This window comes from Aeromicrobium chenweiae, assembly GCF_003065605.1.
Lineage (GTDB): Bacteria > Actinomycetota > Actinomycetes > Propionibacteriales > Nocardioidaceae > Aeromicrobium > Aeromicrobium chenweiae.
The window spans coordinates 3,517,109-3,538,573 of the sequence record NZ_CP026952.1; the positions used below are offsets into that span (position 1 = coordinate 3,517,109).

A 21,465-nucleotide genomic window follows, 5' to 3' on the forward strand; every position below is an offset into this window, starting at 1 on the left:
AGACAGACCCGCCATCCGTGACGTCGTTGAGAGAACAACACACAGCTCCTTTAGGTGGTGACACCCGTCCGGCGGGTCGACAGCGTCGACGGTGGAGACCCGGGCGGGAGTGCTCAGCGTCGACGCACTCGGTTTCTGGATGGTTTCGCCGTACGTCACGAGCGTGTTTCGAAGTCGCCTCGGCGGTTAACAATTGGCGTCGGACCACGTCGGCGCGTGTGCTACCCACGTGTGCGCGGGCCCGCGGCCCAACCGGACGTAGGACAGAATGTGGCCATGTCCGTGCGCACTCCTGACCCGAATCCCGGCTGGCTCCCCGACTTCGCCCTCGACGAGACGCGTGCGCGGGTGCCGATCCTGTACGTCGAGGCCGTCCCGGTGCGCGTCGACGCCAACGGCAACGTCGAGCACATCGGCATCCTGCTGCGCGGCTCGTCGACGACCGGCACGATGACCCGCACCCTGGTGTCGGGTCGTGTGCTGCACGGCGAGGCGGTCCGCGACGCGCTGCTACGCAACCTCGAGAAGGATCTGGGCCCCACGGCCTTTCCGCAGCTGCCGACCTCGATCGTGCCGTTCACGGTCGCGGAGTACCTCCCCTTCCCCGGCGTGTCCGCGCTGCACGATCCCCGCCAGCACGCGGTCTCACTGGCGTACGTCGTCGCCGTGACCGGTGAGTGCGACCCGCGCCAGGACGCCCTCGAGCTCACGTGGCTCACGCCCGAGGAGGCCGCGCGCCCCGACGTGCTGGCCGACATGGAGGGCGGCCGCGGCGTGCTGCTCAAGCAGGCCCTCGCCCACGTGGGCGCTCTGCGCTGACAGCGATAGTCTGAATCCTGAGACGATTCGTGTCAGGATGTGGACATGCCGGGGACTGTGGCGCGTACGCCGGATCGCTGGCTCATGCTCGGCGTCTCGATGCTCGGGCAAGTCGCGGGCACGATCTTCGTCAACGGCGCGCCGTTCCTCATCCCGTACCTGCACCTCGAGCGGGGGCTGAGCCTCCCGCAGGCGGGTGTCATCGCGGCGGCCCCGTTCGCGGGCGTCATGGCGACCCTCGTCCTGTGGGGCGTGGTGGTCGACCGGATCGGTGAGCGCGCGAGCATGGCCGCGGGGCTCGCGATCGTCACGGTCGGCGCGGCGGGGGCCGCGTTCAGCTCGTCGCTGACCGCCCTCGGCTTCTGGTTCGTCCTCGGGGGCATCGGGGCGGGCAGCACCAACTCCGCGAGCGGCCGCATCGTGGTGGGCTGGTTCCCCGCGCACCGCCGGGGACTCGCGATGGGCATCCGGCAGACCGCCCTGCCCCTCGGGGTCGGCGCCGCGGCGCTGCTGGTGCCCAACACCGTCTCGGCGGGAGGACTGCGCCCGACCCTCCTCGTCACCGCCGCGATCTGCGCCGCGGCGACGGTGCTGTCCGCGCTGCTGATCGTCGACCCGCCGCGCCCGACCCGCGCCGAGGCCGCCGGCAGCGGACAGCTCGAGAACCCGTACCGCCGCGACCACCGCCTGACCCGCATCCACCTGGCCTCGGCCCTGCTCGTCGTCCCGCAGTTCACCGTCTGGACCTACATGCTGGTCTGGCTGATCGACGACAAGGGCTGGTCGACGCTGGCCGCGAGCGCCCTCGTGGCCGCGACCCAGCTGCTCGGTGCCGCCGGGCGCATCATGGCCGGCTGGTGGTCCGACCGGGTCGGCAGCCGGCTCGGTCCCATGCGCATCGTGGCGATCGCCGCAGCAGCCACGATGCTGGCCCTGGGCCTGCTGTCCGGCACTCCGCTCGGCATCGCGCTCATCATCATCGCGACCACCGTCACGGTCGCCGACAACGGTTTGGCCTTCACGTCGGTGGCCGAGATCGGCGGACCGTACTGGTCGGGTCGCGCGATGGGCCTGCAGAACACCGGCCAGTACATCGTGTCCGCCGCGGTGCCTCCGGTCATCGGCGCGCTCATCTCCGGTCACGGCTACGCGGTCGCGTTCGCCGCCGTCGCGCTGTGCCCGCTCGTCGCGATCCCCCTCGTCCCGGTGCGAAACGAGCGCGGATCCGCGCGCGTGTGACGTACACGTCACCATGGCCGCTTTGGCAGCCCTTAGTCGGCGTGGCCCGGACCCACCGGTTAATGTCAGCCCTACTGTCACGGTCCGTCGTCAGGGAATTGAGGCCTTCATGCAGATCGTCGCGATCGTTGTGTCGCTCGTTGTCACCGCGGTGGCGCTGCCACTGATCACCAAGGCGGTGCGCGACATGCTGAAGGTGATCCGCACCGGTCGTCCGCTCGTCGGACGCCGTGATCGGCCCGGCAAGCGCACCACCAACATGCTCGTCGAGACGTTTGGGCACACCCGGATGTTCCAGAAGCGGGCCGTCGCGGTGGCGCACTGGTTCGTGTACGCCGCGTTCATCTTCCTCAGCACCGCGGTGCTCCAGGGCTACTTCCAGCTGTTCAACCCTGACTTCGCGTGGCCGATCTTCGGCCACTGGTACCCGTACGAGTGGGCCGCCGAGGCGCTGGGTCTCCTCAGCACGATCGGCATCCTCTACCTGATCTTCGTGCGCCAACGGAACCACCCGCGCTCGCGCGGCCGCAAGAGCCGCTTCTTCGGCTCGACGTTCTGGCAGGCGTACTTCGTCGAGGCCATGGCGATGCTCGAGGGCGCCGCGATCTTGTTCATCCGCGGCGCGGAGTACAAGCTGATCGAGCTTCACCACGGCGGCGAGCACGGCGGACGGGACCACTTCCCGATCAGCTCGTACGTCGGCGACGCCCTGTACCCGGACTCCGAGCAGGGCCTGAAGAACGTCATCTTCTTCGTCGCGATGTTCAAGATCACCCTCGCGATGGTCTGGCTCATGGTCATCGCCCGCAACCTCACGATGGGTGTGGCCTGGCACCGGTTCACGGCGTGGCCGAACATCTGGTTCAAGCGCAAGGCCGACGGCGGCACCTCGCTGGGCGCGCTGCCCCCGATCTACGTCAAGGACAAGCCCCTCGACCTCGAGGCGATGGAGGACCTGGACGAGGAGGACTTCGAGAAGCTCGGTGTGGGCAAGCTCGAGGACTTCTCGTGGAAGGGCATCCTCGACTTCACGACGTGCACCGAGTGCGGCCGCTGCCAGGAGCAGTGCCCCGCCTGGGCCACCGAGAAGCCGCTGTCCCCGAAGCTGCTGGTCCTCGGCCTGCGCGAGCACGCGTACGCCAAGGCGCCCCTCCTCGCCCTGTCCGAGGACGAGCAGAGCAAGCTCTCGGACGAGCAGAAGCGTGAGCTCGAGCGTCCGCTCATCGGCGACGAGTCGGTCTACGGCGTCATCGACCCGGACGTCCTGTGGTCGTGCACGAACTGCGGCGCCTGTGTGCAGCAGTGCCCCGTCGACATCGAGCACGTCGACCACATCGACGACATGCGCCGGTTCCAGGTGCTCGTCGAGTCCAACTTCCCGGCCGAGCTGAACAACATCTTCAAGGGCCTGGAGCGCAAGGGGAACCCGTGGGGCATGAACCCCAAGGGCCGCATGGACTGGGCCAAGGACCTCGACTTCGAGGTCAAGCAGGTCGGCGTCGAGGTCGAGGACCTCGACGAGGTCGAGTGGCTGTTCTGGGTCGGCTGCGCCGGCGCGTTCGAGGACCGTGCGAAGAAGACGACGCAGGCCGTCGCCGAGCTGCTCGACATGGCGGGCGTGACGTTCGCGGTGCTGGGTGACGGCGAGACCTGCAACGGCGACCCGGCACGTCGGGCCGGCAACGAGATCGTGTTCCAGCAGCTCGCGATGCAGAACGTGGAGGTGTTCAAGGAGACCAAGGTCAAGAAGGTCGTCTCCACCTGCGCCCACTGCTTCAACACGCTGAAGAACGAGTACAAGGAGTTCGGCGTCGAGCTCGAGGTCGTCCACCACACGCAGCTGCTCAACCGCCTCGTGCGCGAGGGCAAGCTCAAGCCGGTCCCGCCCGTCAAGGGCGAGGAGAAGAAGAAGATCACGTACCACGACCCGTGCTTCCTCGGTCGTCACAACCAGGTCTACGAGGCGCCTCGCGAGCTGCTCAACGTCATCCCCGGCGCCGAGTTCACCGAGATGCCCCGCAACTCCGAGAAGTCCTTCTGCTGCGGCGCCGGCGGCGCCCGCATGTGGATGGAGGAGACCATCGGCTCGCGCATCAACGTCAACCGCACCGAGGAGGCCATCGCCACCGGCGCTGACCAGATCGCGGTCGGCTGCCCGTTCTGCCGCGTGATGCTGTCGGACGGCCTGACCCTCAAGCAGTCCGAGGGCGCAGCCCGCGAGGAGGTCGAGGTCCTCGACATCGCGCAGATGCTGCTGGCCGGCGTGAAGCGCGCACCGGCACCCGAGCCCACCGAGGACGACACCACGTCCGTCGTCCACGAGGCGGAGGCCGCCACCGCGGCAGCTGCCGCGGGTGGTGACGGACCGTCGGACGAGGACGTCGCCAAGGCCACCGAGGCCGAGCCGAGTGCCGAGGACAAGGCCGACGACTCGCTCAGCGAGACCGCCGAGGTCGGCGCCGCTGCACGGGCGACCGAGGACGGCGACCCCGGCGACAAGCAGACGACCGACGTCGACGAGCTCCACGAGCCCGCCGACTCCGACGGCACGACGGACCAGCAGGTCGCGGCCGACAGCAACGTCAAGCTCGACGAGCAGGGCGGGGGCCACGCCGACGAGTCCGCTGCGCCGACGGAGCCCCGCAACGCCGACGCCCGCGACATCCAGCAGCCGGACTCGTCCTCGGGCGAGTCGGCCGCCGAGGAGCCCGCGGCGACGGCAGCCGAGCCGGCCGCCGAGGTCAGCACCGACCCCGCCTCGCAGAAGGAGGAGGCCGCCTGGGCGAACGTCGGTCCGGTCAACACCGACCTGACGCCGTCCGACGACGCTCCCGCAGCGACCTCCACCGACCCCGAGCCCACCCCGGAGGAGCCGGCCCCCGCGCCGGGCCCCACCGAGGAGCAGGAGCCCGTGGAGGAGGACGCCCGCGAGGAGGAGGCCGAGACGGTCACCGACGAGGCATCCGCCGAGTCGGACGACCGCGAGGCCTCCGAGAAGGAGAAGGCCGCCTGGGCGAACGTCGGTCCGGTCAACACCGACCTGACGCCGTCCGACGACGCTCCCGCAGCGACCTCCACCGAGTCCGAGCCCACCCCGGAGGAGCCGGCCCCCGCGCCGGGCCCCACCGAGGAGCAGGAGCCGGTCGAGGAGGACGCCCGCGAGGAGGAGGCGGAGACGCTGGACGACGAGGTGGCGCAGCCCGCACCGACCTCCCAGGTCGACGCCCCGAGCGAGGTGACTGCGGTCGAGGACGGCGAGACCACGGCCGACCCCGTCTCCGAGGACGTCGCAGAGCTCAGTGACGCCAACCCCAGCGGGAAGGACCTCACCGAGACCGCGACGCAGCTCAGCCTGGACTACGCCGAGGACGAGCGGGACGACGACGCGAAGTCGTAGACCGCACGACGACGACGACGAAGAAGGGACGCGCCCCAGGTGCGTCCCTTCTTCGTCGTCACGGGCATGGATCACCCGCGTCGCGATCGGGCGGGAGGGAGTGTTCCCGATGCCCATGGTTCAACGACCACGGCCGGCGCAGGTCACGCCTGTCTCGAATGATCTTGGCGGACCGCTCCGGCAGGAGGATGATCGTCGTGTGAGCCCTATCCGCTGTCCCTGTCTGGGCGGCCTGACGTACGCCGAGTGCTGCAGGCCGCTGCACTCCGGCGTGGCGACCGCGCAGACCGCACAGCAGCTGATGCGCTCACGGTTCAGCGCCTTCGCCGTGGGCGATCCGGCCTACCTGCTCGCGACCTGGCACTGGACGACCCGACCCGCACAGCTCGAGCTCGACCCGGACCGGCGCTGGTACCGCCTCGACATCCTCGCCACCCGTGCGGGAGGGCCGTTCGAGACGAGCGGCGTCGTCGAGTTCGAGGCGTTCTACCGCTTGCCGGGCGGCAGTGGCAGCCAGCACGAGATCAGCCGCTTCCTGCGTGAGTCCGGCACCTGGTTCTACCTCGACGGCGTCGCCTGATCCTCGTCGCCGGCGAGGCCGGGCTCAGGCGTCGCGCTCGCGCAGGAGCCACCAGGCGGCGGCGCAGAGCGCGCCCACCTCGCCCAGCAGGACCGCGAAGCCGGTCCAGGCGCCCAGCGCGTCGGGGTTGAACGACACCGGCGCGACCAGCGACGACGCCGCATTGCCCGGCATCACCTTCGTGATCACGTCCCCGAGCTCGCCGGGGATCAGCATCACCATGTTGCCGATCACGAACACCGTCGCCAGGACGATCGAGATCGCTGCCGCGGTGTGCCGCACGAGGAATCCCACCGCCATCGAGAGCAGTCCCAGGGCGGCGAGGTACAGCCCGCTGCCGTACATCGACCGGGCCACGTCGCCCTCCAGCGAGAGGCCGATGCCCTCGCGGTCGAGGAAGTGGTTGCCGCCGACGTAGCCGAGCAGCGCCGTCGCGGTGCCGGTCACGAGCAGCACGCCGCACACCACCAGCGCCTTCGCCAGGAACACCGCTCCGCGGTGCGGGACGGCCGCGAACGACGTGCGGATCATCCCCGTGCCGTACTCGGAGGTCACCGCGAGCGTCCCGACGATCACGGCGCAGACCTGGGCGATCATCATGCCCCAGGTGATGAACGAACCCGCGGACTCGTCAGCCTCCGAGCTCGCGAGCCACTCGGCGTTGCCCAGGCAGATCAGGGTCGTGAGCCCGGCGCCGAGGACGACCAGCGCGGTCATCGTCCACCACGTCGAGCGGACGCTCCAGAGCTTGATCCACTCCGCGCGGAGCGTGTGGCCGAACGTCGCACGCGGCGCGTCCTGCCGGGTCAGGGTGCCCGCAAGGGTCTGCGCGCTCATCGTCGTACCGCCTTGATCTCGTCGGCGGCCTTCGCGTGGTACTCCACGCTGTCGGCCGTCAGTGCCATGAATGCGTCCTCGAGCGAGGACCGCACGAGGGTCAGCTCGTGCAGCAGCAGCCCGTGGCTGCCGATCAGCTCGCCGACCGCGGGAGCCTCGAGACCCTGGACGCGCAGCTCGTCCGCGACCCGGTTGACCTCGAGCCCGCGACCGACGAGGAGCGCCTCGACGTCGGTGGACTGCGGCGCCCTCACCCGGACGTACGAGGCTGCGTGGTCGGCCATGAACTGCTGCATCGAGCAGTCCGCGAGGATCGTCCCCCGGCCGATGACGATCAGGTGGTCCGCCATCAGCGCCATCTCCGACATCAGGTGGCTGGAGACGAACACCGTCCGACCCTCGTCGGCGAGCTGCCGTGCCAGCTGACGGACCCATCGGATGCCCTCGGGGTCGAGACCGTTGACCGGCTCGTCGAGGATCACCACGGCCGGGTCGCCGATCAGGGCCGCGGCGATGCCGAGGCGCTGGCCCATGCCGAGCGAGAAGCGACCCGCACGCTGTCCGGCGACGGTGTCGAGACCGACCTGCTCCAGCACCTCACCGACCCGGGTCGTCGGGATGCCGTTGCTGGCCGCCAGCCAGCGCAGGTGGTCGCGGGCGGACCGTCCCGGGTGGATCGCGTGCGCCTCGAGCAGCGCGCCCACCTCACGGAGCGGCGCGGGCGACGACTCGTACCGGTGGCCGTTGACCGTCACCGAGCCCCTGGACGGCGTGTCGAGCCCGAGCGCCATGCGCATCGTCGTGGACTTGCCGGCGCCGTTGGGGCCGAGGAAGCCGGTGACCCGGCCGGGCTCGACGGTGAAGTCGAGGCCGTCGACGGCGGTCTTGTCGCCGTACGTCTTGGTGAGTCCCTGGGCGCGGATCATGCCGATCCCCGTCCTGTTCGGCCCATGGCCGTTGCGTGAGAAGTCATGACTCCAGACTCGGGGTGCGCGCCGCGCCCGGGCATCCGGGAACGACCCCGCTGTCCCCTGAGCGCACCCCTAGTGGACGACTCGACGACCCTCCCGGGGTCCGGCTGACCGGCCGCGTGCCGGGTGCGCCGGTACCGTGACCACATGAGCGACGACACCCCCGGAAGCCCCGCCTGGCGGGCCGCCTCTCGCCCGCCCCTGCTCGAGTTCGCCCGCAGGTCGCAGCGTCCCGAAGGCGGCTTCGTGTGGCTCGACGACACCGGCCAGCCGGACCGGGACAAGCGGCTCGAGCTGTGGATCAACGCCCGGATGACGTACGTCTTCGCGCTCGCCCACCTCGCCGGCACGAGCGACACCCTGCCGCTGGTCGAGCACGGCGTCACGGCGATGTCCACCCTGTTCCACGACGACGTCAACGGCGGCTGGTACGACGAGGTCGGCTTCGACGGGACGACCGTCGACGGCGGCAAGCGCTGCTACGGCCACGCCTTCGTCCTGCTCGCCGCAGCCGCCGCCAGCGCCGCGGGCGCCCAAGGGGCACAGGCCCTGCTCGACGAGGCGGGCGACATCCACGCGCACCAGTTCTGGGAGCCCCACACGGGCCGGTGCCGCGAGGAGCTCTCGGAGGACTGGTCGGTGGCCGACACCTACCGGGGCGCCAACAGCAACATGCACACGGTCGAGGCGTACCTGGTGGCCGGCGACGTCACCGGCGACCCCCACTGGCACGAGCGTGCGCTGGCCATCTGTGAGCGCATCATCGGGATCCACGCCCGGTCCCACGGCTGGCGCATCCCGGAGCACTACGACGAGGACTGGACGCCGCTGCCGGAGTTCAACCACGAGAGCGCCGCAGACCCGTTCCGTCCGTACGGCGCGACGCCGGGTCACGCCTTCGAGTGGTCCCGCCTGCTCGTGCAGCTCGCCGCGGCCATGGAGGACCCGAAGCCGTGGATGCGCGAGGCCGCCGAGGCGCTGTTCGCGCGGGCGGTCGAGGACACCACCGAGGACGGCGTGCCGGGGCTGGCCTACACGACCGACTGGCACGGAGAGCCCGTCGTGCGCGAGCGGTTCCACTGGGTCATGGCCGAGGCGGTCCTCGCCGCGGAGGCCCTGCACGCGGCCACCGGCAAGGCGCTGTACGCAGGACTGGCGAGCCGTTGGTGGTCCGAGATCGACCGGCACTTCGTCGACGCCGCCACGGGCTCGTGGCACCACGAGCTGTCGCCGTCGATGGAGCAGTCCACCCGCACGTGGCGCGGCAAGCCCGACGCGTACCACGCGTTCAACGCCCTGACCCTGCCCGATCTCCCGCTGGCGCCCAGTGCCCCCATGACGATCGGAGCACAGGGATGACGGTCCTGGTCATCGGCGAGGCACTCGTCGACGTCGTGCAGCGAGACGGTCGTGATCCCGAGCCGCACCCGGGCGGGTCGCCGTTCAACGTCGCGGTCGGGCTGGCCCGGCTGGACGTCGCGACCCTGCTCGCCGCGCAGGTGGGCGACGACGCGTACGGCGAGCTGCTCCGCGAGCACCTCTACGACTCGGAGGTCGAGCTCGAACGCCTCGATCCCCCGCCCCCGCGGACCTCCTCGGCCGTGGCCACGCTCGCCGAGAACGGCAGCGCCAGCTACGACTTCGACCTGACGTGGGAGCCCGCGGCCCTGCCCGACGCGGCCGCCTTCGAGGCGGTCCACGTCGGGTCCCTGGGCACCGCCCTGCAGCCCGGGGCGTCCCTCGTCGCGGGGCTCGTCATGAGCGCCGACGCGATGGGCATCCCCGTGTCGTACGACCCGAACGTCCGCCTCACCGTCGAGCCCGACCCCCTGGTCTGGCAGCGGGTGTTCGAGACGATCGCTCCGCACGCGGAGATCATCAAGATGAGCGACGAGGACGCCGAGACGCTCTTCCCCGGCGAGGATCCCGTCGACCTCGTGCGCCGGCTCGCTGCCGACCACGGCATCGTCGCGATGACCCGCGGCGGCGACGGAGCCGTCATCGGCGCCGGGTCCGTCGTGGTCGAGGTGCCGCCGGCCGAGGTCCGCGTGGTCGACACGATCGGCGCCGGCGACTCGTTCATGTCGGCGATGCTCGCGTGGTGCGCGACGTACGACTGGCCGTCCGCCGGGGAGCTCGACGCGACCGAGCTTCGCGATCTCGCGATGTACGCGTCGAGCGCCGCCGCGATCACCTGCTCGCGCCCCGGGGCCGATCCGCCGCGCACCCGCGAGCTGACTCCCTAGCCGCCCGTGCGGGCGACGGGACGGGCGCCGCGGACGGCGACACACTCCGCGGCGGCCCGGGCCCCGGCCGACAGGGACGCCGCGGCGTCCCCACCGCTGGTCCAGCGGCTGAGGAAGCCGGCCGCGAACGCGTCACCGGCACCGACCGTGTCGACGACGTCGGTCTCGAGCGCGGCGACCTCGTGCCCGCCGAGTGCCGCGCCGTCGGCGCCACGCGTGAGCACGATCCCGTCGCCGGCGAGCTGCAGGAACCGCTGCTCGTCGTCGTTCGGGAAGACCAGGTCGGCGCCCCCGAGCCAGGCCAGGACGGCATCCCGTCCAGCCTTCTCGAGGAAGCCCAGCGAGCTGGGGTCGATGCTGACTCCGGCTCCGCGACGGCGGGCCTCCTCCACGAGCCGCAGCGCGACCGGGCGCACGCCGTCGTCGAAGAACGAGTAGCCCGTCAGGTGCAGCCACGTCACGCCGTCCCACACCTCGGCGGGCACGTGCTCGTCGGTCAGCGTCGTGTTCGCGGCGCGGTCGACGTACATCGTGCGGTCGGCCGCCTCGTCCAGCGTCAGCACGATCGTCGCGGTGGGCAGGTGCGGGTCGCCGGTGATGCGGGCGTCCACGCCGTACGCCGCGAGGGCCGATCGGTGCCGGTCGACGGCGTCCGCGCCGCAACGGCCCACGAAGCGCACGTCGGCGCCCAGGTGGCCGAGCCAGGCCGCGACGTTCGCGGCCGATCCGCCGGCCGTCATCCGGATCTCCGAGACGGTGTCGCTGGCCGCGTTGACCGTGCCGAGGGGGCGTACGCCGATGTCGTCGACCAGGTCCCCGACGACGAGGATCACTTCGACCGTCCGGCCCAGGACAGCGCGATGTCGCCGGCCACCCGGATGTTGTTCTCGGCGATCTTGAGGTTGACCGCGAGGCTGTCGCCGCCGGTGAGGCCCACGATCGTCTTCAGCAGGAACGGCGTGACCTCCTTGCCGGTGAGCCCCTGCTCGTCCGCCATGCGGAGGGCATCGGCGAGCGCCCGGTCGTGCACCTCGGGGTCGAGCTGGTCGGTGAGCGGCAGCGGGTTGCCGATCATGATCGCGGCGGGCTGGCCGAGGGCGTCCCGCGAGGCCATGACGTCCGCCACGGCGGACGCGTCGGGGACGGACCAGTCGAGCTGGAAGCCGGAGTCGGTCAGCCAGAAGCTCGGGAACTTGTCGGTGCCGTAGCCGAGCACGATGACACCGAGCGACTCCAGCCGCTCGAGCGTCGCCGGGATGTCGAGGATCGACTTCACGCCGGCCGCGACGACCGTGACCGGCACCTCCGAGAGCACCTTGAGGTCGGCCGACTCGTCGAACGTCTCCGAGGCGCCGCGGTGCACGCCGCCGAGGCCTCCGGTCGCGAAGACCCGGATGCCCGCGAGGTTCGCGATGTACGAGGTCGCGGCGACGGTCGTGGCGCCGCTGCCGGCGCGGGCCAGCGAGATCGGGAGGTCCCGCACGCTGAGCTTGGGGATGTCCTCGTTCGCGACCCGGACGAGCTCCTCGTCGGTCAGGCCGGCCTTGAGCTCACCGTCGAGCACGGCGATCGTCGCGGGGACGACGCCCATGTCCGTGAGGATCTGCTCGAAGCGGCGGGCCGCGTCCAGGTTCTCGGGCCGGGGCAAGCCGTGCGAGATGATCGTCGACTCCAGGGCGACGACGGGCCACCCCTCGTCGAGGGCGGACTGGACGGCGGGCGAGATGCTCAGGGGGATCGTCACGCGGGGAGCCTACAGAGGAGTCAGGCTGTACGTGACGGCACCCACAACCAGCGCCACCAGCACCAGCCCGAGGAACCCACCGGCGATCGTCACGAGGCGCGACGCGCCCACACCGATGCGGCGGCCACGGCGGAACTCCGCCGGCGACGGCGACACTCCCCCGCCTCGGGTCAGTGTGAACGACACCCCGGCGCCACCGAAGGCGAACAGGGTGACCGCCATGGCAGCGACCCCGGTCACCGGGCCCAGGTCTGCGGCGGCGCGCATCACGATCGCGGCGATCGCCAGGCCCGCGCAGGTCACGAGGAACCAGACGCCGAGCGCCACGAGCGCGCGGACGGACGAGCGTTCGGCGGCATCGGCCACGACGCCCTGCACCCGGTCGTCCCAGTCCAGCAGCACCGCGCCGGCCAGGAAGGCCGTGATGGCCACCAGCAGGACGGCGGCCACGCCTCAGATCTCGGTGCGGTGGAAGTTCGCGTGCGAGCGGGACGCCGTCGGGCCACGCTGGCCCTGGTAGCGCGATCCGTACTTGGTGGACCCGTACGGGTTCTCGGCCGGGGAGGTGAGGCGGAAGTAGCAGACCTGGCCGATCTTCATGCCCGGGTAGAGCTTGATCGGCAGCGTGGCGACGTTGGCCAGCTCGAGCGTCACGTGGCCCGAGAACCCCGGGTCGATGAAGCCCGCCGTGGAGTGCGTCATGAGTCCCAGCCGTCCGAGCGACGACTTGCCCTCGAGCCGCGCGGCGATGTCGTCGGGAAGGGTCACCAGCTCGTACGTCGACCCGAGCACGAACTCGCCCGGGTGCAGGATGAACGCGTCGTTCGCGTCCACCTCGATCTCGCGGGTCAGGTCGGACTGGTCGGCCGCCGGGTCGATGTGCGGGTACTTGTGGTTGTCGAACACCCGGAAGAACTTGTCGAGCCGCACGTCGATGCTCGAGGGCTGGATCATGCCCGGGTCGAACGGGTCGAGCGCGACCCGTCCGGCATCGATCTCGGCAAGGATGTCGCGGTCGGAGAGAAGCACGTGTAGAAACTACACGCACCGCGAGGTTACGGTCGTCCCATGGCACGGCTGCTCTACTCCACCAACGTCTCGCTCGACGGCCGCATCAGCGACGGGCAGGGACGCTTCGACTGGTCCGAACCGAGCACCGAGCTGCACCAGTACTACAACGACCTGTTCCGGCCGGTCGGCACGCACGTCTACGGCCGGCGCCTGTACGACTCGATGGTCGTCTGGGAGACGCTCGACGACGAGGACGCCGTGCTTCGCGACTTCGCCGGGATCTGGCGGTCGGCGGACAAGGTCGTCCACTCGCGGACGCTCGAGCGTCCCGGCTCCGCCCGCACGCGGATCGAGCCGGACTTCGACCCGGCCGCCGTCCGCGCCCTGGTGGACGCCGCCGACCGCGACGTGCTCATCGGTGGTGCCGAGCTCGCGGGCCAGGCCCTCGCGTCAGGGATCGTCGACGACCTCCACACCTTCGTCTACCCGGTCGTCGTCGGTGACGGCCCCCGCTACCTGCCCGACGGTGTGCGGATGGATCTCGAGCTGGTCGGGCAGCGTCGGTTCGGCAACGGGGTCGTGCACCTGCAGCACCGCGTCCTGCGATGACGCAGCTGGAGATCCGCCGGGACGACGTCACCGGCGCCGAGGTCGTGGCGCTGCTGGAGCAGCACCTGGCGGAGATGGCCTCGCACACGCCCGCGGAGAGCGTCCACGCCCTGCCCGTCGACCGTCTCGCGGGCCCTGACGTCACGTTCTGGAGCGCGTGGTCGGGCGGGCGGCTCGCGGGCTGCGGCGCGCTCAAGGACCTCAGCCCGGTGCACGCCGAGATCAAGTCGATGCGGGTGGCCGACGACTTCCGGCGCCAGGGCGTCGGAGAGGTCGTGCTGCTGCACCTGCTCGACGAGGCCCGCCGCCGTGGCGCGACCCGGGTCAGCCTCGAGACCGGCAGCAACCCGCCGTTCGAGGCGGCGCGGCGGCTGTACGCCCGGCACGGGTTCGTGGAGTGCGAGCCGTTCGCCGACTACGTGCTGGACCCGTGGAGCATGTTCATGACCCTTCGGCTCCCGTAGCGACCGGGTCCCGCCGACGCCGCAGCAGACCGGTCACCACCGCGTAGGCCGCGAGCAGCAGCGTCATCACGACCCAGCTGAGCCCGTACGGCCGGCCGAGGATCGTCTCGTTGCCCGCCTTGCCGCCCTCTCCGCTGAGGACCGGGAAGAAGGCCACGGTCAACGTGCCCCAGACGACGAACGCGGTCGCGACGGGTCGGCGGAACGGCTCCGGCAGCAGGCGCGAGGCGCCGTACCCGACGGCCACGACGACCGGTGCGAGCACCGCGTCGTGCAGGACGACCACGCCGACGAACCACGTCGCCTCGGACGTCAGCTGCTCGCGGGTGAAGTCGCGCATCAGCCACAACCCCCAGAGGCAGGACCCGATGCCCAGGGCGCCGATCAGCACGCGCACCGCCCTCACGACTGCACCTGCAGCCGGTCGACCCACTTGGTCTGGAACACTCCGGGCCGGTTCGGCGCGATCAGGCGGCACGGGTAGCCGTGGTCGACGTCGAGCGTCTCGCCGTTGAGCTCGAGCGCGAGCAGCGTCCGGGGGTCCCGCACGACGTTGCCGACCACACGGGACGAGCCGAAGGCCCCCTTCGTCTGCAACGACCTCAGCACGACGTCGGTGTCGGGGCCGGCGCCGACGAGCGCGATGACGTCCCGTACCGGGACACCGGTCCACTCGGCGCTGCGGCTCCACCCCTCGACGCACGCGATGGGCAGCCGGTGCGTCCGCTGCGGCATCGCCAGCAGGTCGTCCCGGGTGAGCCGCACCGTCCGGCCGCCGGCCGTGACCTCCAGCGCCCACGCGGGGTCCAGGGCGCTCGTCCCGGTCCCGGCCTCCCGGGCCGTGCGGTTGATGGGCAGGTCCTGCGGTCCGTCACCCGGACGGACCGAGAAGGCCGACACCCGCCGCAGCCAGGGCACGCTCTGCCCCGCGGTCAGCAGGACCGCGAGCCCGGAGGCGACGAACGCCGCCTGGAGCACGGCCCGCCGGGTCGGAGCGGCAGCGTCCGCAGCCGGCGGTGCGTCCTCGGTGGGCTGTCCGAGGGCCTCGCGGATCACCGGCAGCTTGACCGCGACGTGCACGAGCACCGAGCCGATCGCGACCCAGGCCATGGCCCCGTGCGTGCGCCGGAAGCTGAACTCCCACGGGTACCAGCCGATGATGTTGAGCGTCCCGCTGGCCAGCATGAACAGCGACGAGCCCATCAGCACCGCGATCGACGCCCGTTCGAGTGCGGTCACCGCCAGCGCGCGGGCCCCTCGGGGCGGCCGGGCGAACAGCCGGGGGAAGACCGACCAGAGCTTGGCCAGCAGCAGCGGGATCACGGCGGTGCCGGAGATGACGTGGAGGCCCTGCGTCCAGCGGTAGAGCTGGGTCGGGTGCGGGCTCAGGGTCAGCCACCCGGGCGTCGAGTACTGGACGTGGCTCCACAGGCCGGTCAGGAAGCAGATCGCGAAGCACACCCCGATCGCAGTGCCGAGCCGGGCGGTGAGCTGGGGCCCGCGGGCGCGGCTGCGGAAGTCCTCGGGACGCGGGATCCGCCTCTCGATGTCGGTGACGGTCGGCAGTCTCACTGACCCCTGCGGATCATCGTCGCAGTGTGCCGGCCACCGACCGAGCTCGTGGCGGCGACCTGCATCCCGGCCTCGGCGGCGACGTCGTCGATCGCGTCGAGTCCCACCACCGCCCAGTCGAACGGCACCGAGAGCCGCCCCTCGACCAGCAGCTGGCGCTCCTCACGCACCAGACCCGCACCGTGCTCCGCGACCTCGGCGATCACGACGCCCTCGGGCGTCAGCACGTCCCGGAGGCGGGTGAGCAGCCGCACCGGGTCGCCGCCGATGCCGAGATTGCCGTCGGCCAGCAGCGCGTACTGCCACGTCCCCTCTCCCGGGACCGTCTTGAAGATGTCGCCGAGGAGCGCGGACGCGCCGCGGTACCTGGTCTGGCGCACCGCCTCGATCGACACGTCGATGCCCAACGCCGGGACGTCCCGCCGCGAGATCTCCCCGACCAGCCGGCCCGGCCCGCAGCCGACGTCGAGCGTCGCCGCGTCGCACGGGGCGATGAACAGCTCGTGGTCCACCCAGTCGGGCTCGGACGACCACACGCCGACGGCGAACGGCTGACGTTCCCCGCTGTCGTCGACGACGTGCGTCGCCTTGCCGGAGAAGGCAGCGTCGTAGGCGCTGGTCGGGTCGAAGGCCAGGCTCATCCGCGCGACGACTCCAGCCGCGCCACCGCGTCCGCGAGCTGCGAGATCGGGGCCTCGCGGGCGATCACCACGGCGTCCTCCCACGTGTCCATGTCGCGGACGGTGCGCAGCCGGATCCAGTCGCCGCCGAGCGCCTCCTCGGTCCTCGCCAGCGTGTCGTCCTGCGACATCGGCACGTCGGCCAGCGCCCGTGCGGCGCTCGGGTCGGGAAGGCCCAGCAGCCACCATCCGCCGTCCTTCGCAGGGCCGATGACCCGGTTCCCGAGCTCGACCATGCGGCCGGCGTCGAGGTAGTCGGCCACGGTCAGCTGGGGGGTGTCCATGCCCACCTGCACGACGCCGAAGCCGGCGTCCGCGTCCGCGTGGGCGTGGGCGAGGCGCTGGGCGAACGAGTCGCCCCGCTGCTGGACGACCGTCGCCGGCTCGAGCGCCGCAGCAATCTCGTCGTGCGCGGTCGCTGCCGAGAGCTCCCCGGTCATCGCCACGACGAGCGGCCAGCCGACCGCGGCTGCGGTGGTGAGGGTGTCGAGCAGCGCGGCGGCGGCGACCGCGGCGGCGGCCTCGTCCCCGACCGTCGTGGCGATGCGGGTCTTGGCCTGCCCGGGCACCGGCGCCTTGGCCACCACCAGCACGGTGGGGGCCGTCATCGCAGCACCTTCGCGAAGTCCTGCACGACCCGGGCGGTGCCCTTCACGGAGCCGGAGACCTTCGACCGGGTGCCGGCGGCGCGCGCGGCGTACGACACGTCGACCTCCTGCACGGTCCAGCCCGCGCGGGCGGCCCGCAGCATGAGCTCCAGCGGGTAGCCGAACCGGCGGTCCTGCACGTCCAGGGCCAGCAGGTCGTCGCGGCGGCAGACCCGCATCGGCGCCAGGTCGTGGATGGGGAACGCGCTGCGGCGTCGGATCCAGGTCGCTAGCAGGTAGGTGCCGATGCGGGCGTGCCACGGCCAGACACCGCGCACGACGGGGCGGCGCCGCCCGACCGCCATCGTCACGTCACCCGAGCGCACGGCGTCGAGCATCGGCTCCAGCTCGGCCACCAACATCGACGCATCGCCGTCGATCACGGCCACGAACTCCGCCTCGGAAGCGAGGACACCGGCATGCACAGCCGCGCCGTACCCGGGGAGAGGCTCGTCCACGACGGTCGCGCCGAGCGCCCGGGCGACGTCCGCCGTCCCGTCCGTCGACCCGTTGTCGACGACGATGGCGGCCCAGCCTGCGGGGACGTGCGCCAGGACGATGGGCAGCGCGGCAGCCTCGTCCCGGCAGGGGATGATGACGTCGCAGGTGCTCATGACCATGATTCGAACCTAGGGCGGGCAGGGATTGGCCGCATTCCGACGACAGGCCGGGCGCGGTGCATCCCCCTACGCTGTGGACCGTGCCCCGGACGACCGCCTCCACCCGCGCCGCCGTGCTGTCGGCCGGCGTGGGCCTGCTCCTGGTCGCCGCCTCGATGATCGTCCCGCAGGTCATCGACGAGGACGTCCGGGTGCACTGGCCGCCGCTGCACGCCGACTGGGACCCCCGTCTCGGGATCCTCACGCTCCCCGCGACCGTCGTGGGCCTGGTGCTGGTGCTCGTCCTGCCGTGGGTGGCCCGTGCCGCCCCGTGGGGTGCGGTGCTCGGGACCGGGTTCGTCGGGTCGTGGGCGTGGATCATGGCCCTCGCGATGACCGAGGGCACCGACGGCCTGGCGCGGGTGTTCGAGCGGCGCCAGGAGTACGTCTACGACGCCCAGTCGATCGGCTCGATCCACACGATGCTGCAGACGTTCGTCGACCGGATCCCGTACACGGCGCCGGAGAACTGGCACGTCCACGTGGCCGGCCACCCGCCCGGCGCCCTGCTCTACTTCGTCGGTCTCGACCGGCTCGGCATCACCGATCCGTTCTGGATCGGGGTCGTGTGCGTGACGATCGCCAGCACGGCTGCCGTGGCCGTGATGGTCACGCTGCGGACGCTCGGCACCGAGCGGCTCGCGCGCTCCGCCCTGCCGTGGCTCGTCCTGGCGCCGAGCGCGGTGTGGATGGGTGTCACCGGGGACGCGGTCTTCACGGCGGTCGCCGCGTGGGGCCTGGCCCTGCTCGCGGTGGCAGCCGTCCACCGACGGGTGCTGCCGGCGATCGGCGCAGGCCTCCTGCTGGGCAGCTGCGTCTACCTGTCGTACGGGCTGGTGCTGCTGGCGATCCTGGCCGTCGCGGTGCTGGCCGTCGCGCGGAGCTGGCGCCCGTTGCCGTGGGCACTCGGTGGCGCGGCGGTGGTCGCGGCGCTGTTCACCGCCGGTGGCTACGCGTGGTGGGAGGCGTACCCGGTGCTGCGCGAGCGCTACTACGACGGCATCGCGTCGGAGCGGGCGTACGCGTACTGGGTGTGGGGCGACGTGGCCGCGTGGACGTTCTCGGTCGGCCTCGCGGTGTGGGCGGCGTTCCCGCGCGCGGCACGGCTGCTGCGCACGAACGTCCTGGCCCAGCTCGCCGGCGCGGCCCTGCTGACCATCGCCCTCGCCTGCCTGTCCGGCATGAGCAAGGCCGAGGTGGAGCGCATCTTCCTGCCCTTCACGATCTGGGTCGTGGCGCTGCCCGCGCTGCTACCGGAGCGGTGGCACCGGCCGCTGCTGCTGTCCCAGGTCGTGCTCGCGCTCTGCGTGCAGCAGCTCCTGCTGACAAGGTGGTGACCATGACGCTCGGCGATCGGCCCCACGTGCTCGTGGTGCTGCGCGCCGCCGAGCTGCGCGACGACCTCCGCCGGCACCTCGAGCTCGAGGACTACGACGTCAGCGTCGCGGCCGGTGGGTCCGCCGGCCTGGCCGCCGCCCGGGAGCTCGAACCCGATCTCGTGGTCCTCGACGCCGAGCTGGGCGGGATGGACGGACTGGAGGTCTGTGAGCACCTGCGCGTCGACGACGCGTCGCCGGTGCCGATCATGCTGCTCACGGCCGACGGCAACGAGGAGGAGTTCGCCCGCCTCACGAGCGGCGCCGACGACTACGTCGCCACCCCGGTGGGCCCGGCCGAGCTCGCCAGACGCATCGGCTCGGTGCTGCGCCGCAGCCTGGTCGCGTCCGGCCCCCGGCCGGTGGCCGGCCTGCTGACCGACGGCGACCTCGCGCTCAACCCGGTGGACCGCACGGCGATGCGCGACGGTGCGGCGCTGGCCCTCACGCCGCGGGAGTTCGACCTGCTCCACTTCCTCATCCGGCATCCCGGCCGGGCGTTCCGCCGCAAGGACCTCCTGCACCTGGTGTGGGGCTGGGAGTACGCCGACGACTCGACCGTCGCGGTCCACGTCGAGCGGGTGCGGAGCCGGGTCGAGGAGGTCCCGTCCCATCCTCGACGCCTCGTGACGGTCAAGGGCGTGGGCTACCGCTGGGACCCTGCCCCCGCCTCATAGGCGGGATGCCTACCGGGTCCGCAGCGGGTCCGTGGCCAGCGCCGCCAGCCCCTCCTCGGGCCCGATCTCGGCCTCGAACCCCAGACCGGTGCGCGCGGCCTCGGGCGACGCCACCACGTGGCGGACGTCGAACCTGCGGTAGTCGCCGGTCAGGACGGGCTCGGAGCCACCGGCCGCGGCCGAGAGGGTCGCGGCCATCTGGCCGATCGTGAAGGTCCGACCGGACGCGACGTTGTACGCGGTCAGGCCGACCGGGTGCTCGGCCACCTGCTCGATCGCGAGGACGTTGGCCCGCGCGACGTCGCGCACGTGGACGAAATCGCGCACCTGCTGCCCGTCCTCGAAGACCCGCGGCGCCTCGCCCCGCGCGATCGCGGACCGGAAGATCGCCGCGACGCCCGCGTAGGGGGTGTCCGCGGGCATCCCAGGGCCGTACACGTTGTGGTACCGCAGCGCGATCGTCCGCGCCTCCTCGAGCGTGCACCACGCGGCGGCGTAGTGCTCCTGCGCGACCTTCGACGCGGCATAGCTCGTGCGCGGCAGGAACGGGGTGTCCTCACCGATCCTGCGCCAGGTGATCTGGCCGCCGCAGACGGGGCAGCGCGGGTCGTACCGTCCCGCTGCGAGGTCCTCGTCCCGCCTGACCGCGGGCGGGACGTCCCCGTCCTGCGGGCACAGGTAGCGCCCGTCCCCGTAGACGACCATCGAGGAGGCGAGCACCAGGTCCTTCACGCCCGCCCGCGCCATCGCGGCGAGCAGCCGGGCGGTTCCCGCGTCGTTGTGCTCGGCGTAGTCGGGCAGGTCCTGCGCGTCCACGCCGTTGCCGACCATCGCGGCCTGGTGGCACACCACGTCGACGCCCTGCAGGATCTCGTCGAGCGGATCACTCCGCAGGTCCAGCCGCGCGAACCCGTCCGGACGAGGGCCCGGACCGTGCGCCTTCTCCAGGAACATGTCGAGCTGGACGACCTCGTGGCCGCGCTCGCGGGCGACCTCGCCGATGTGGGTGCCGATGAAGCCGGCCGCACCCGTCAGCAGGATCCTCACGGGAGCGTCACGGGCAGGTCCATGCCGTCCAGCGCGTGGGAGCAGCCGCAGTCGCGGTCGCTGCCCAGCCCGGCGACCACACCGCCGAGCACCTTCTTCAGCGTCCCGGTGTGCTCGGCGAACACCTCGAAGACCGCGTCCATGCTCACCGACGACGCCTCGTCCACGCCCGCGTCGTAGTCAGTGACCAGCGCGACCGTCGCGTAGCAGAGGGCGAGCTCCCGGGCGAGGACCGCTTCGGGGTGGCCCGTCATGTTGACGACGGCCCAGCCCTGGTCGGCGTACCAGCGGGACTCCGCCCGGGTGGAGAACCGGGGGCCGTCGACGACGACCATCGTCCCGCCGTCGACCGGCTGCTGCTCGGACAGGCCGGTGAGCAGGTGCTCGCGCAGCCGCGGGCAGTACGGGTCGGAGAACGAGATGTGGCAGGCGCCGGTGTCGAAGTACGTCTGCGCGCGGCCCGTGGTGCGGTCGATCAGCTGGTCGGGGACGAGGAACGTCCCCGGCCCGTTCTCGACCTGCAGCCCGCCGACCGCGCACGGTGCGAGGACCTGGCGGACGCCGAGGCTGCGGAGCGCCCACATGTTCGCGCGGTACGGGACGGTGTGCGCGGGGAAGTCGTGTGCCGACCCGTGGCGCGGCAGGAACGCCACCGCGCGGCCCTCGACGGTGCCGACGGCGATCGGGGCGGACGGCTTGCCGTACGGCGTGTCGACCTCGATCTCGCGGGGATCGTCCAGGAACGTGTAGAAGCCGGAGCCGCCGATGACGGCGACGTCGGGACGGGGCATCTTCGTCATGGTCCGAGCATGGCAGGACGACGCGCGATCAGCAGTCCGAGGCGTGGGGTTCGTCGCTTGGTCCCGTCGTGGATATGGTGGACCCGACGT

23 protein-coding genes are annotated in these 21,465 nt (G+C 71.8%); 10 read left to right on the forward strand and 13 right to left on the reverse strand.

What is annotated here, in order from left to right:
• Positions 1–276: 276 nt before the first annotated feature.
• The 4 genes from C3E78_RS17065 (at position 277) to C3E78_RS17080 (ending at position 6,035) form a co-directional block, all read left to right on the forward strand.
• Complete coding sequence (locus C3E78_RS17065) at positions 277–819, forward strand: NUDIX hydrolase family protein (protein ID WP_108580483.1); 543 nt, start codon at positions 277–279, stop codon at positions 817–819.
• A gap of 45 nt (positions 820–864) precedes the next feature.
• Positions 865–2,058: an MFS transporter gene (locus C3E78_RS17070; protein WP_108580486.1), complete on the forward strand. Its 1,194-nt coding sequence runs from the start codon at positions 865–867 to the stop codon at positions 2,056–2,058.
• A gap of 109 nt (positions 2,059–2,167) precedes the next feature.
• A complete protein-coding gene (locus tag C3E78_RS17075; RefSeq protein ID WP_108580488.1) occupies positions 2,168–5,455 on the forward strand; it encodes a heterodisulfide reductase-related iron-sulfur binding cluster in 3,288 nt (1,095 codons plus the stop codon).
• Between the two features lie 199 nt (positions 5,456–5,654).
• Positions 5,655–6,035, forward strand: coding sequence for a YchJ family protein (locus C3E78_RS17080; RefSeq protein ID WP_108580490.1), 381 nt, complete (start codon positions 5,655–5,657; stop codon positions 6,033–6,035).
• Between the two features lie 24 nt (positions 6,036–6,059).
• On the opposite strand, the gene C3E78_RS17085 is transcribed toward C3E78_RS17080, so the two are convergent.
• The gene (locus C3E78_RS17085) at positions 6,060–6,872 is read right to left on the reverse strand and encodes an ABC-2 transporter permease (protein ID WP_108580492.1); all 813 of its coding nucleotides are present in this window, start codon (positions 6,870–6,872) and stop codon (positions 6,060–6,062) included.
• Positions 6,869–7,798: an ABC transporter ATP-binding protein gene (locus C3E78_RS17090; protein WP_108580494.1), complete on the reverse strand. Its 930-nt coding sequence runs from the start codon at positions 7,796–7,798 to the stop codon at positions 6,869–6,871. The genes C3E78_RS17085 and C3E78_RS17090 overlap by 4 nt, the downstream gene beginning before the upstream one ends.
• Positions 7,799–7,990: 192 nt before the next feature.
• Here C3E78_RS17090 and C3E78_RS17095 point away from each other — a divergent pair, with 192 nt between their 5' ends.
• Positions 7,991–9,202 carry an AGE family epimerase/isomerase gene (locus C3E78_RS17095; protein ID WP_108580948.1) on the forward strand — a complete coding sequence of 404 codons (1,212 nt, stop codon included), beginning with the start codon at positions 7,991–7,993 and terminating at the stop codon, positions 9,200–9,202.
• Positions 9,199–10,089 (forward strand): carbohydrate kinase family protein, encoded by an 891-nt coding sequence (locus C3E78_RS17100; RefSeq protein ID WP_108580496.1) that lies wholly within the window; start codon positions 9,199–9,201, stop codon positions 10,087–10,089. The genes C3E78_RS17095 and C3E78_RS17100 overlap by 4 nt, the downstream gene beginning before the upstream one ends.
• On the opposite strand, the gene C3E78_RS17105 is transcribed toward C3E78_RS17100, so the two are convergent.
• The 4 genes from C3E78_RS17105 to dcd are packed head-to-tail and all read right to left on the reverse strand — an operon-like array spanning position 10,086 to position 12,862.
• Positions 10,086–10,922: a carbohydrate kinase family protein gene (locus C3E78_RS17105; protein WP_159085935.1), complete on the reverse strand. Its 837-nt coding sequence runs from the start codon at positions 10,920–10,922 to the stop codon at positions 10,086–10,088. The genes C3E78_RS17100 and C3E78_RS17105 overlap by 4 nt on opposite strands.
• Complete coding sequence (locus C3E78_RS17110) at positions 10,919–11,833, reverse strand: pseudouridine-5'-phosphate glycosidase (protein WP_235833790.1); 915 nt, start codon at positions 11,831–11,833, stop codon at positions 10,919–10,921. Before C3E78_RS17110 ends, C3E78_RS17105 begins: the two co-directional genes overlap by 4 nt.
• Before the next feature lie 9 nt (positions 11,834–11,842).
• Complete coding sequence (locus C3E78_RS17115; protein WP_108580500.1) at positions 11,843–12,283, reverse strand: hypothetical protein; 441 nt, start codon at positions 12,281–12,283, stop codon at positions 11,843–11,845.
• 3 nt (positions 12,284–12,286) lie between these two features.
• Entirely contained in the window at positions 12,287–12,862 is a 576-nt protein-coding gene (gene dcd, locus C3E78_RS17120; protein ID WP_108580502.1) for a dCTP deaminase, read from the reverse strand.
• Positions 12,863–12,901: 39 nt separating this feature from the next.
• On the opposite strand from dcd, the gene C3E78_RS17125 reads away from it, so the two are divergent.
• Positions 12,902–13,453 carry a dihydrofolate reductase family protein gene (locus C3E78_RS17125; RefSeq protein WP_108580504.1) on the forward strand — a complete coding sequence of 184 codons (552 nt, stop codon included), beginning with the start codon at positions 12,902–12,904 and terminating at the stop codon, positions 13,451–13,453.
• On the forward strand, positions 13,450–13,917 hold the full coding sequence (locus tag C3E78_RS17130) for a GNAT family N-acetyltransferase (RefSeq protein ID WP_108580506.1): 468 nt from the start codon (positions 13,450–13,452) through the stop codon (positions 13,915–13,917). Before C3E78_RS17125 ends, C3E78_RS17130 begins: the two co-directional genes overlap by 4 nt.
• Here the strand turns inward: C3E78_RS17130 and C3E78_RS17135 are convergent.
• From C3E78_RS17135 to C3E78_RS17155, 5 genes are read right to left on the reverse strand one after another with little or no spacing between them, the layout of a single operon-like run.
• Complete coding sequence (locus tag C3E78_RS17135) at positions 13,895–14,323, reverse strand: hypothetical protein (RefSeq protein ID WP_135804939.1); 429 nt, start codon at positions 14,321–14,323, stop codon at positions 13,895–13,897. The two genes, C3E78_RS17130 and C3E78_RS17135, sit on opposite strands and share 23 nt — an antisense overlap.
• Positions 14,320–15,489: a molybdopterin-dependent oxidoreductase gene (locus C3E78_RS17140; RefSeq protein ID WP_108580509.1), complete on the reverse strand. Its 1,170-nt coding sequence runs from the start codon at positions 15,487–15,489 to the stop codon at positions 14,320–14,322. The genes C3E78_RS17135 and C3E78_RS17140 overlap by 4 nt, the downstream gene beginning before the upstream one ends.
• Entirely contained in the window at positions 15,486–16,130 is a 645-nt protein-coding gene (locus C3E78_RS17145) for a methyltransferase domain-containing protein (protein WP_108580510.1), read from the reverse strand. The genes C3E78_RS17140 and C3E78_RS17145 overlap by 4 nt, the downstream gene beginning before the upstream one ends.
• Positions 16,127–16,777 (reverse strand): TIGR04282 family arsenosugar biosynthesis glycosyltransferase, encoded by a 651-nt coding sequence (locus tag C3E78_RS17150; protein WP_108580511.1) that lies wholly within the window; start codon positions 16,775–16,777, stop codon positions 16,127–16,129. The genes C3E78_RS17145 and C3E78_RS17150 overlap by 4 nt, the downstream gene beginning before the upstream one ends.
• Positions 16,774–17,436, reverse strand: coding sequence for a glycosyltransferase family 2 protein (locus tag C3E78_RS17155; RefSeq protein ID WP_108580512.1), 663 nt, complete (start codon positions 17,434–17,436; stop codon positions 16,774–16,776). Before C3E78_RS17155 ends, C3E78_RS17150 begins: the two co-directional genes overlap by 4 nt.
• Before the next feature lie 80 nt (positions 17,437–17,516).
• Between C3E78_RS17155 and C3E78_RS17160 the strand changes: the two genes are divergently transcribed.
• A complete protein-coding gene (locus C3E78_RS17160; RefSeq protein WP_235833791.1) occupies positions 17,517–18,812 on the forward strand; it encodes a hypothetical protein in 1,296 nt (431 codons plus the stop codon).
• Between the two features lie 2 nt (positions 18,813–18,814).
• The gene (locus C3E78_RS17165; RefSeq protein WP_108580513.1) at positions 18,815–19,528 is read left to right on the forward strand and encodes a response regulator transcription factor; all 714 of its coding nucleotides are present in this window, start codon (positions 18,815–18,817) and stop codon (positions 19,526–19,528) included.
• Positions 19,529–19,537: 9 nt separating this feature from the next.
• Here the strand turns inward: C3E78_RS17165 and C3E78_RS17170 are convergent, their stop codons facing one another.
• Together C3E78_RS17170 and C3E78_RS17175 are read right to left on the reverse strand one after the other, a co-directional pair.
• A complete protein-coding gene (locus tag C3E78_RS17170) occupies positions 19,538–20,575 on the reverse strand; it encodes an NAD-dependent epimerase/dehydratase family protein (protein ID WP_108580514.1) in 1,038 nt (345 codons plus the stop codon).
• A complete protein-coding gene (locus tag C3E78_RS17175) occupies positions 20,572–21,375 on the reverse strand; it encodes an S-methyl-5'-thioadenosine phosphorylase (protein ID WP_108580515.1) in 804 nt (267 codons plus the stop codon). Before C3E78_RS17175 ends, C3E78_RS17170 begins: the two co-directional genes overlap by 4 nt.
• Positions 21,376–21,465 lie beyond the last annotated feature (90 nt).

Coding starts and splice junctions, on each gene's coding strand:
- C3E78_RS17175 (WP_108580515.1), bottom strand. CDS start 21,375: ATGACGAAGATGCCCCGTCCCGACGTCGCCGTCATCGGCGGCTCCGGC.
- C3E78_RS17090 (WP_108580494.1), bottom strand. CDS start 7,798: ATGATCCGCGCCCAGGGACTCACCAAGACGTACGGCGACAAGACCGCC.
- C3E78_RS17085 (WP_108580492.1), bottom strand. CDS start 6,872: ATGAGCGCGCAGACCCTTGCGGGCACCCTGACCCGGCAGGACGCGCCG.
- C3E78_RS17150 (WP_108580511.1), bottom strand. CDS start 16,777: ATGACGGCCCCCACCGTGCTGGTGGTGGCCAAGGCGCCGGTGCCCGGG.
- C3E78_RS17100 (WP_108580496.1), top strand. CDS start 9,199: ATGACGGTCCTGGTCATCGGCGAGGCACTCGTCGACGTCGTGCAGCGA.
- C3E78_RS17095 (WP_108580948.1), top strand. CDS start 7,991: ATGAGCGACGACACCCCCGGAAGCCCCGCCTGGCGGGCCGCCTCTCGC.
- C3E78_RS17130 (WP_108580506.1), top strand. CDS start 13,450: ATGACGCAGCTGGAGATCCGCCGGGACGACGTCACCGGCGCCGAGGTC.
- C3E78_RS17145 (WP_108580510.1), bottom strand. CDS start 16,130: ATGAGCCTGGCCTTCGACCCGACCAGCGCCTACGACGCTGCCTTCTCC.
- C3E78_RS17075 (WP_108580488.1), top strand. CDS start 2,168: ATGCAGATCGTCGCGATCGTTGTGTCGCTCGTTGTCACCGCGGTGGCG.
- C3E78_RS17065 (WP_108580483.1), top strand. CDS start 277: ATGTCCGTGCGCACTCCTGACCCGAATCCCGGCTGGCTCCCCGACTTC.
- C3E78_RS17165 (WP_108580513.1), top strand. CDS start 18,815: ATGACGCTCGGCGATCGGCCCCACGTGCTCGTGGTGCTGCGCGCCGCC.
- C3E78_RS17155 (WP_108580512.1), bottom strand. CDS start 17,436: ATGGTCATGAGCACCTGCGACGTCATCATCCCCTGCCGGGACGAGGCT.
- C3E78_RS17070 (WP_108580486.1), top strand. CDS start 865: ATGCCGGGGACTGTGGCGCGTACGCCGGATCGCTGGCTCATGCTCGGC.
- C3E78_RS17125 (WP_108580504.1), top strand. CDS start 12,902: ATGGCACGGCTGCTCTACTCCACCAACGTCTCGCTCGACGGCCGCATC.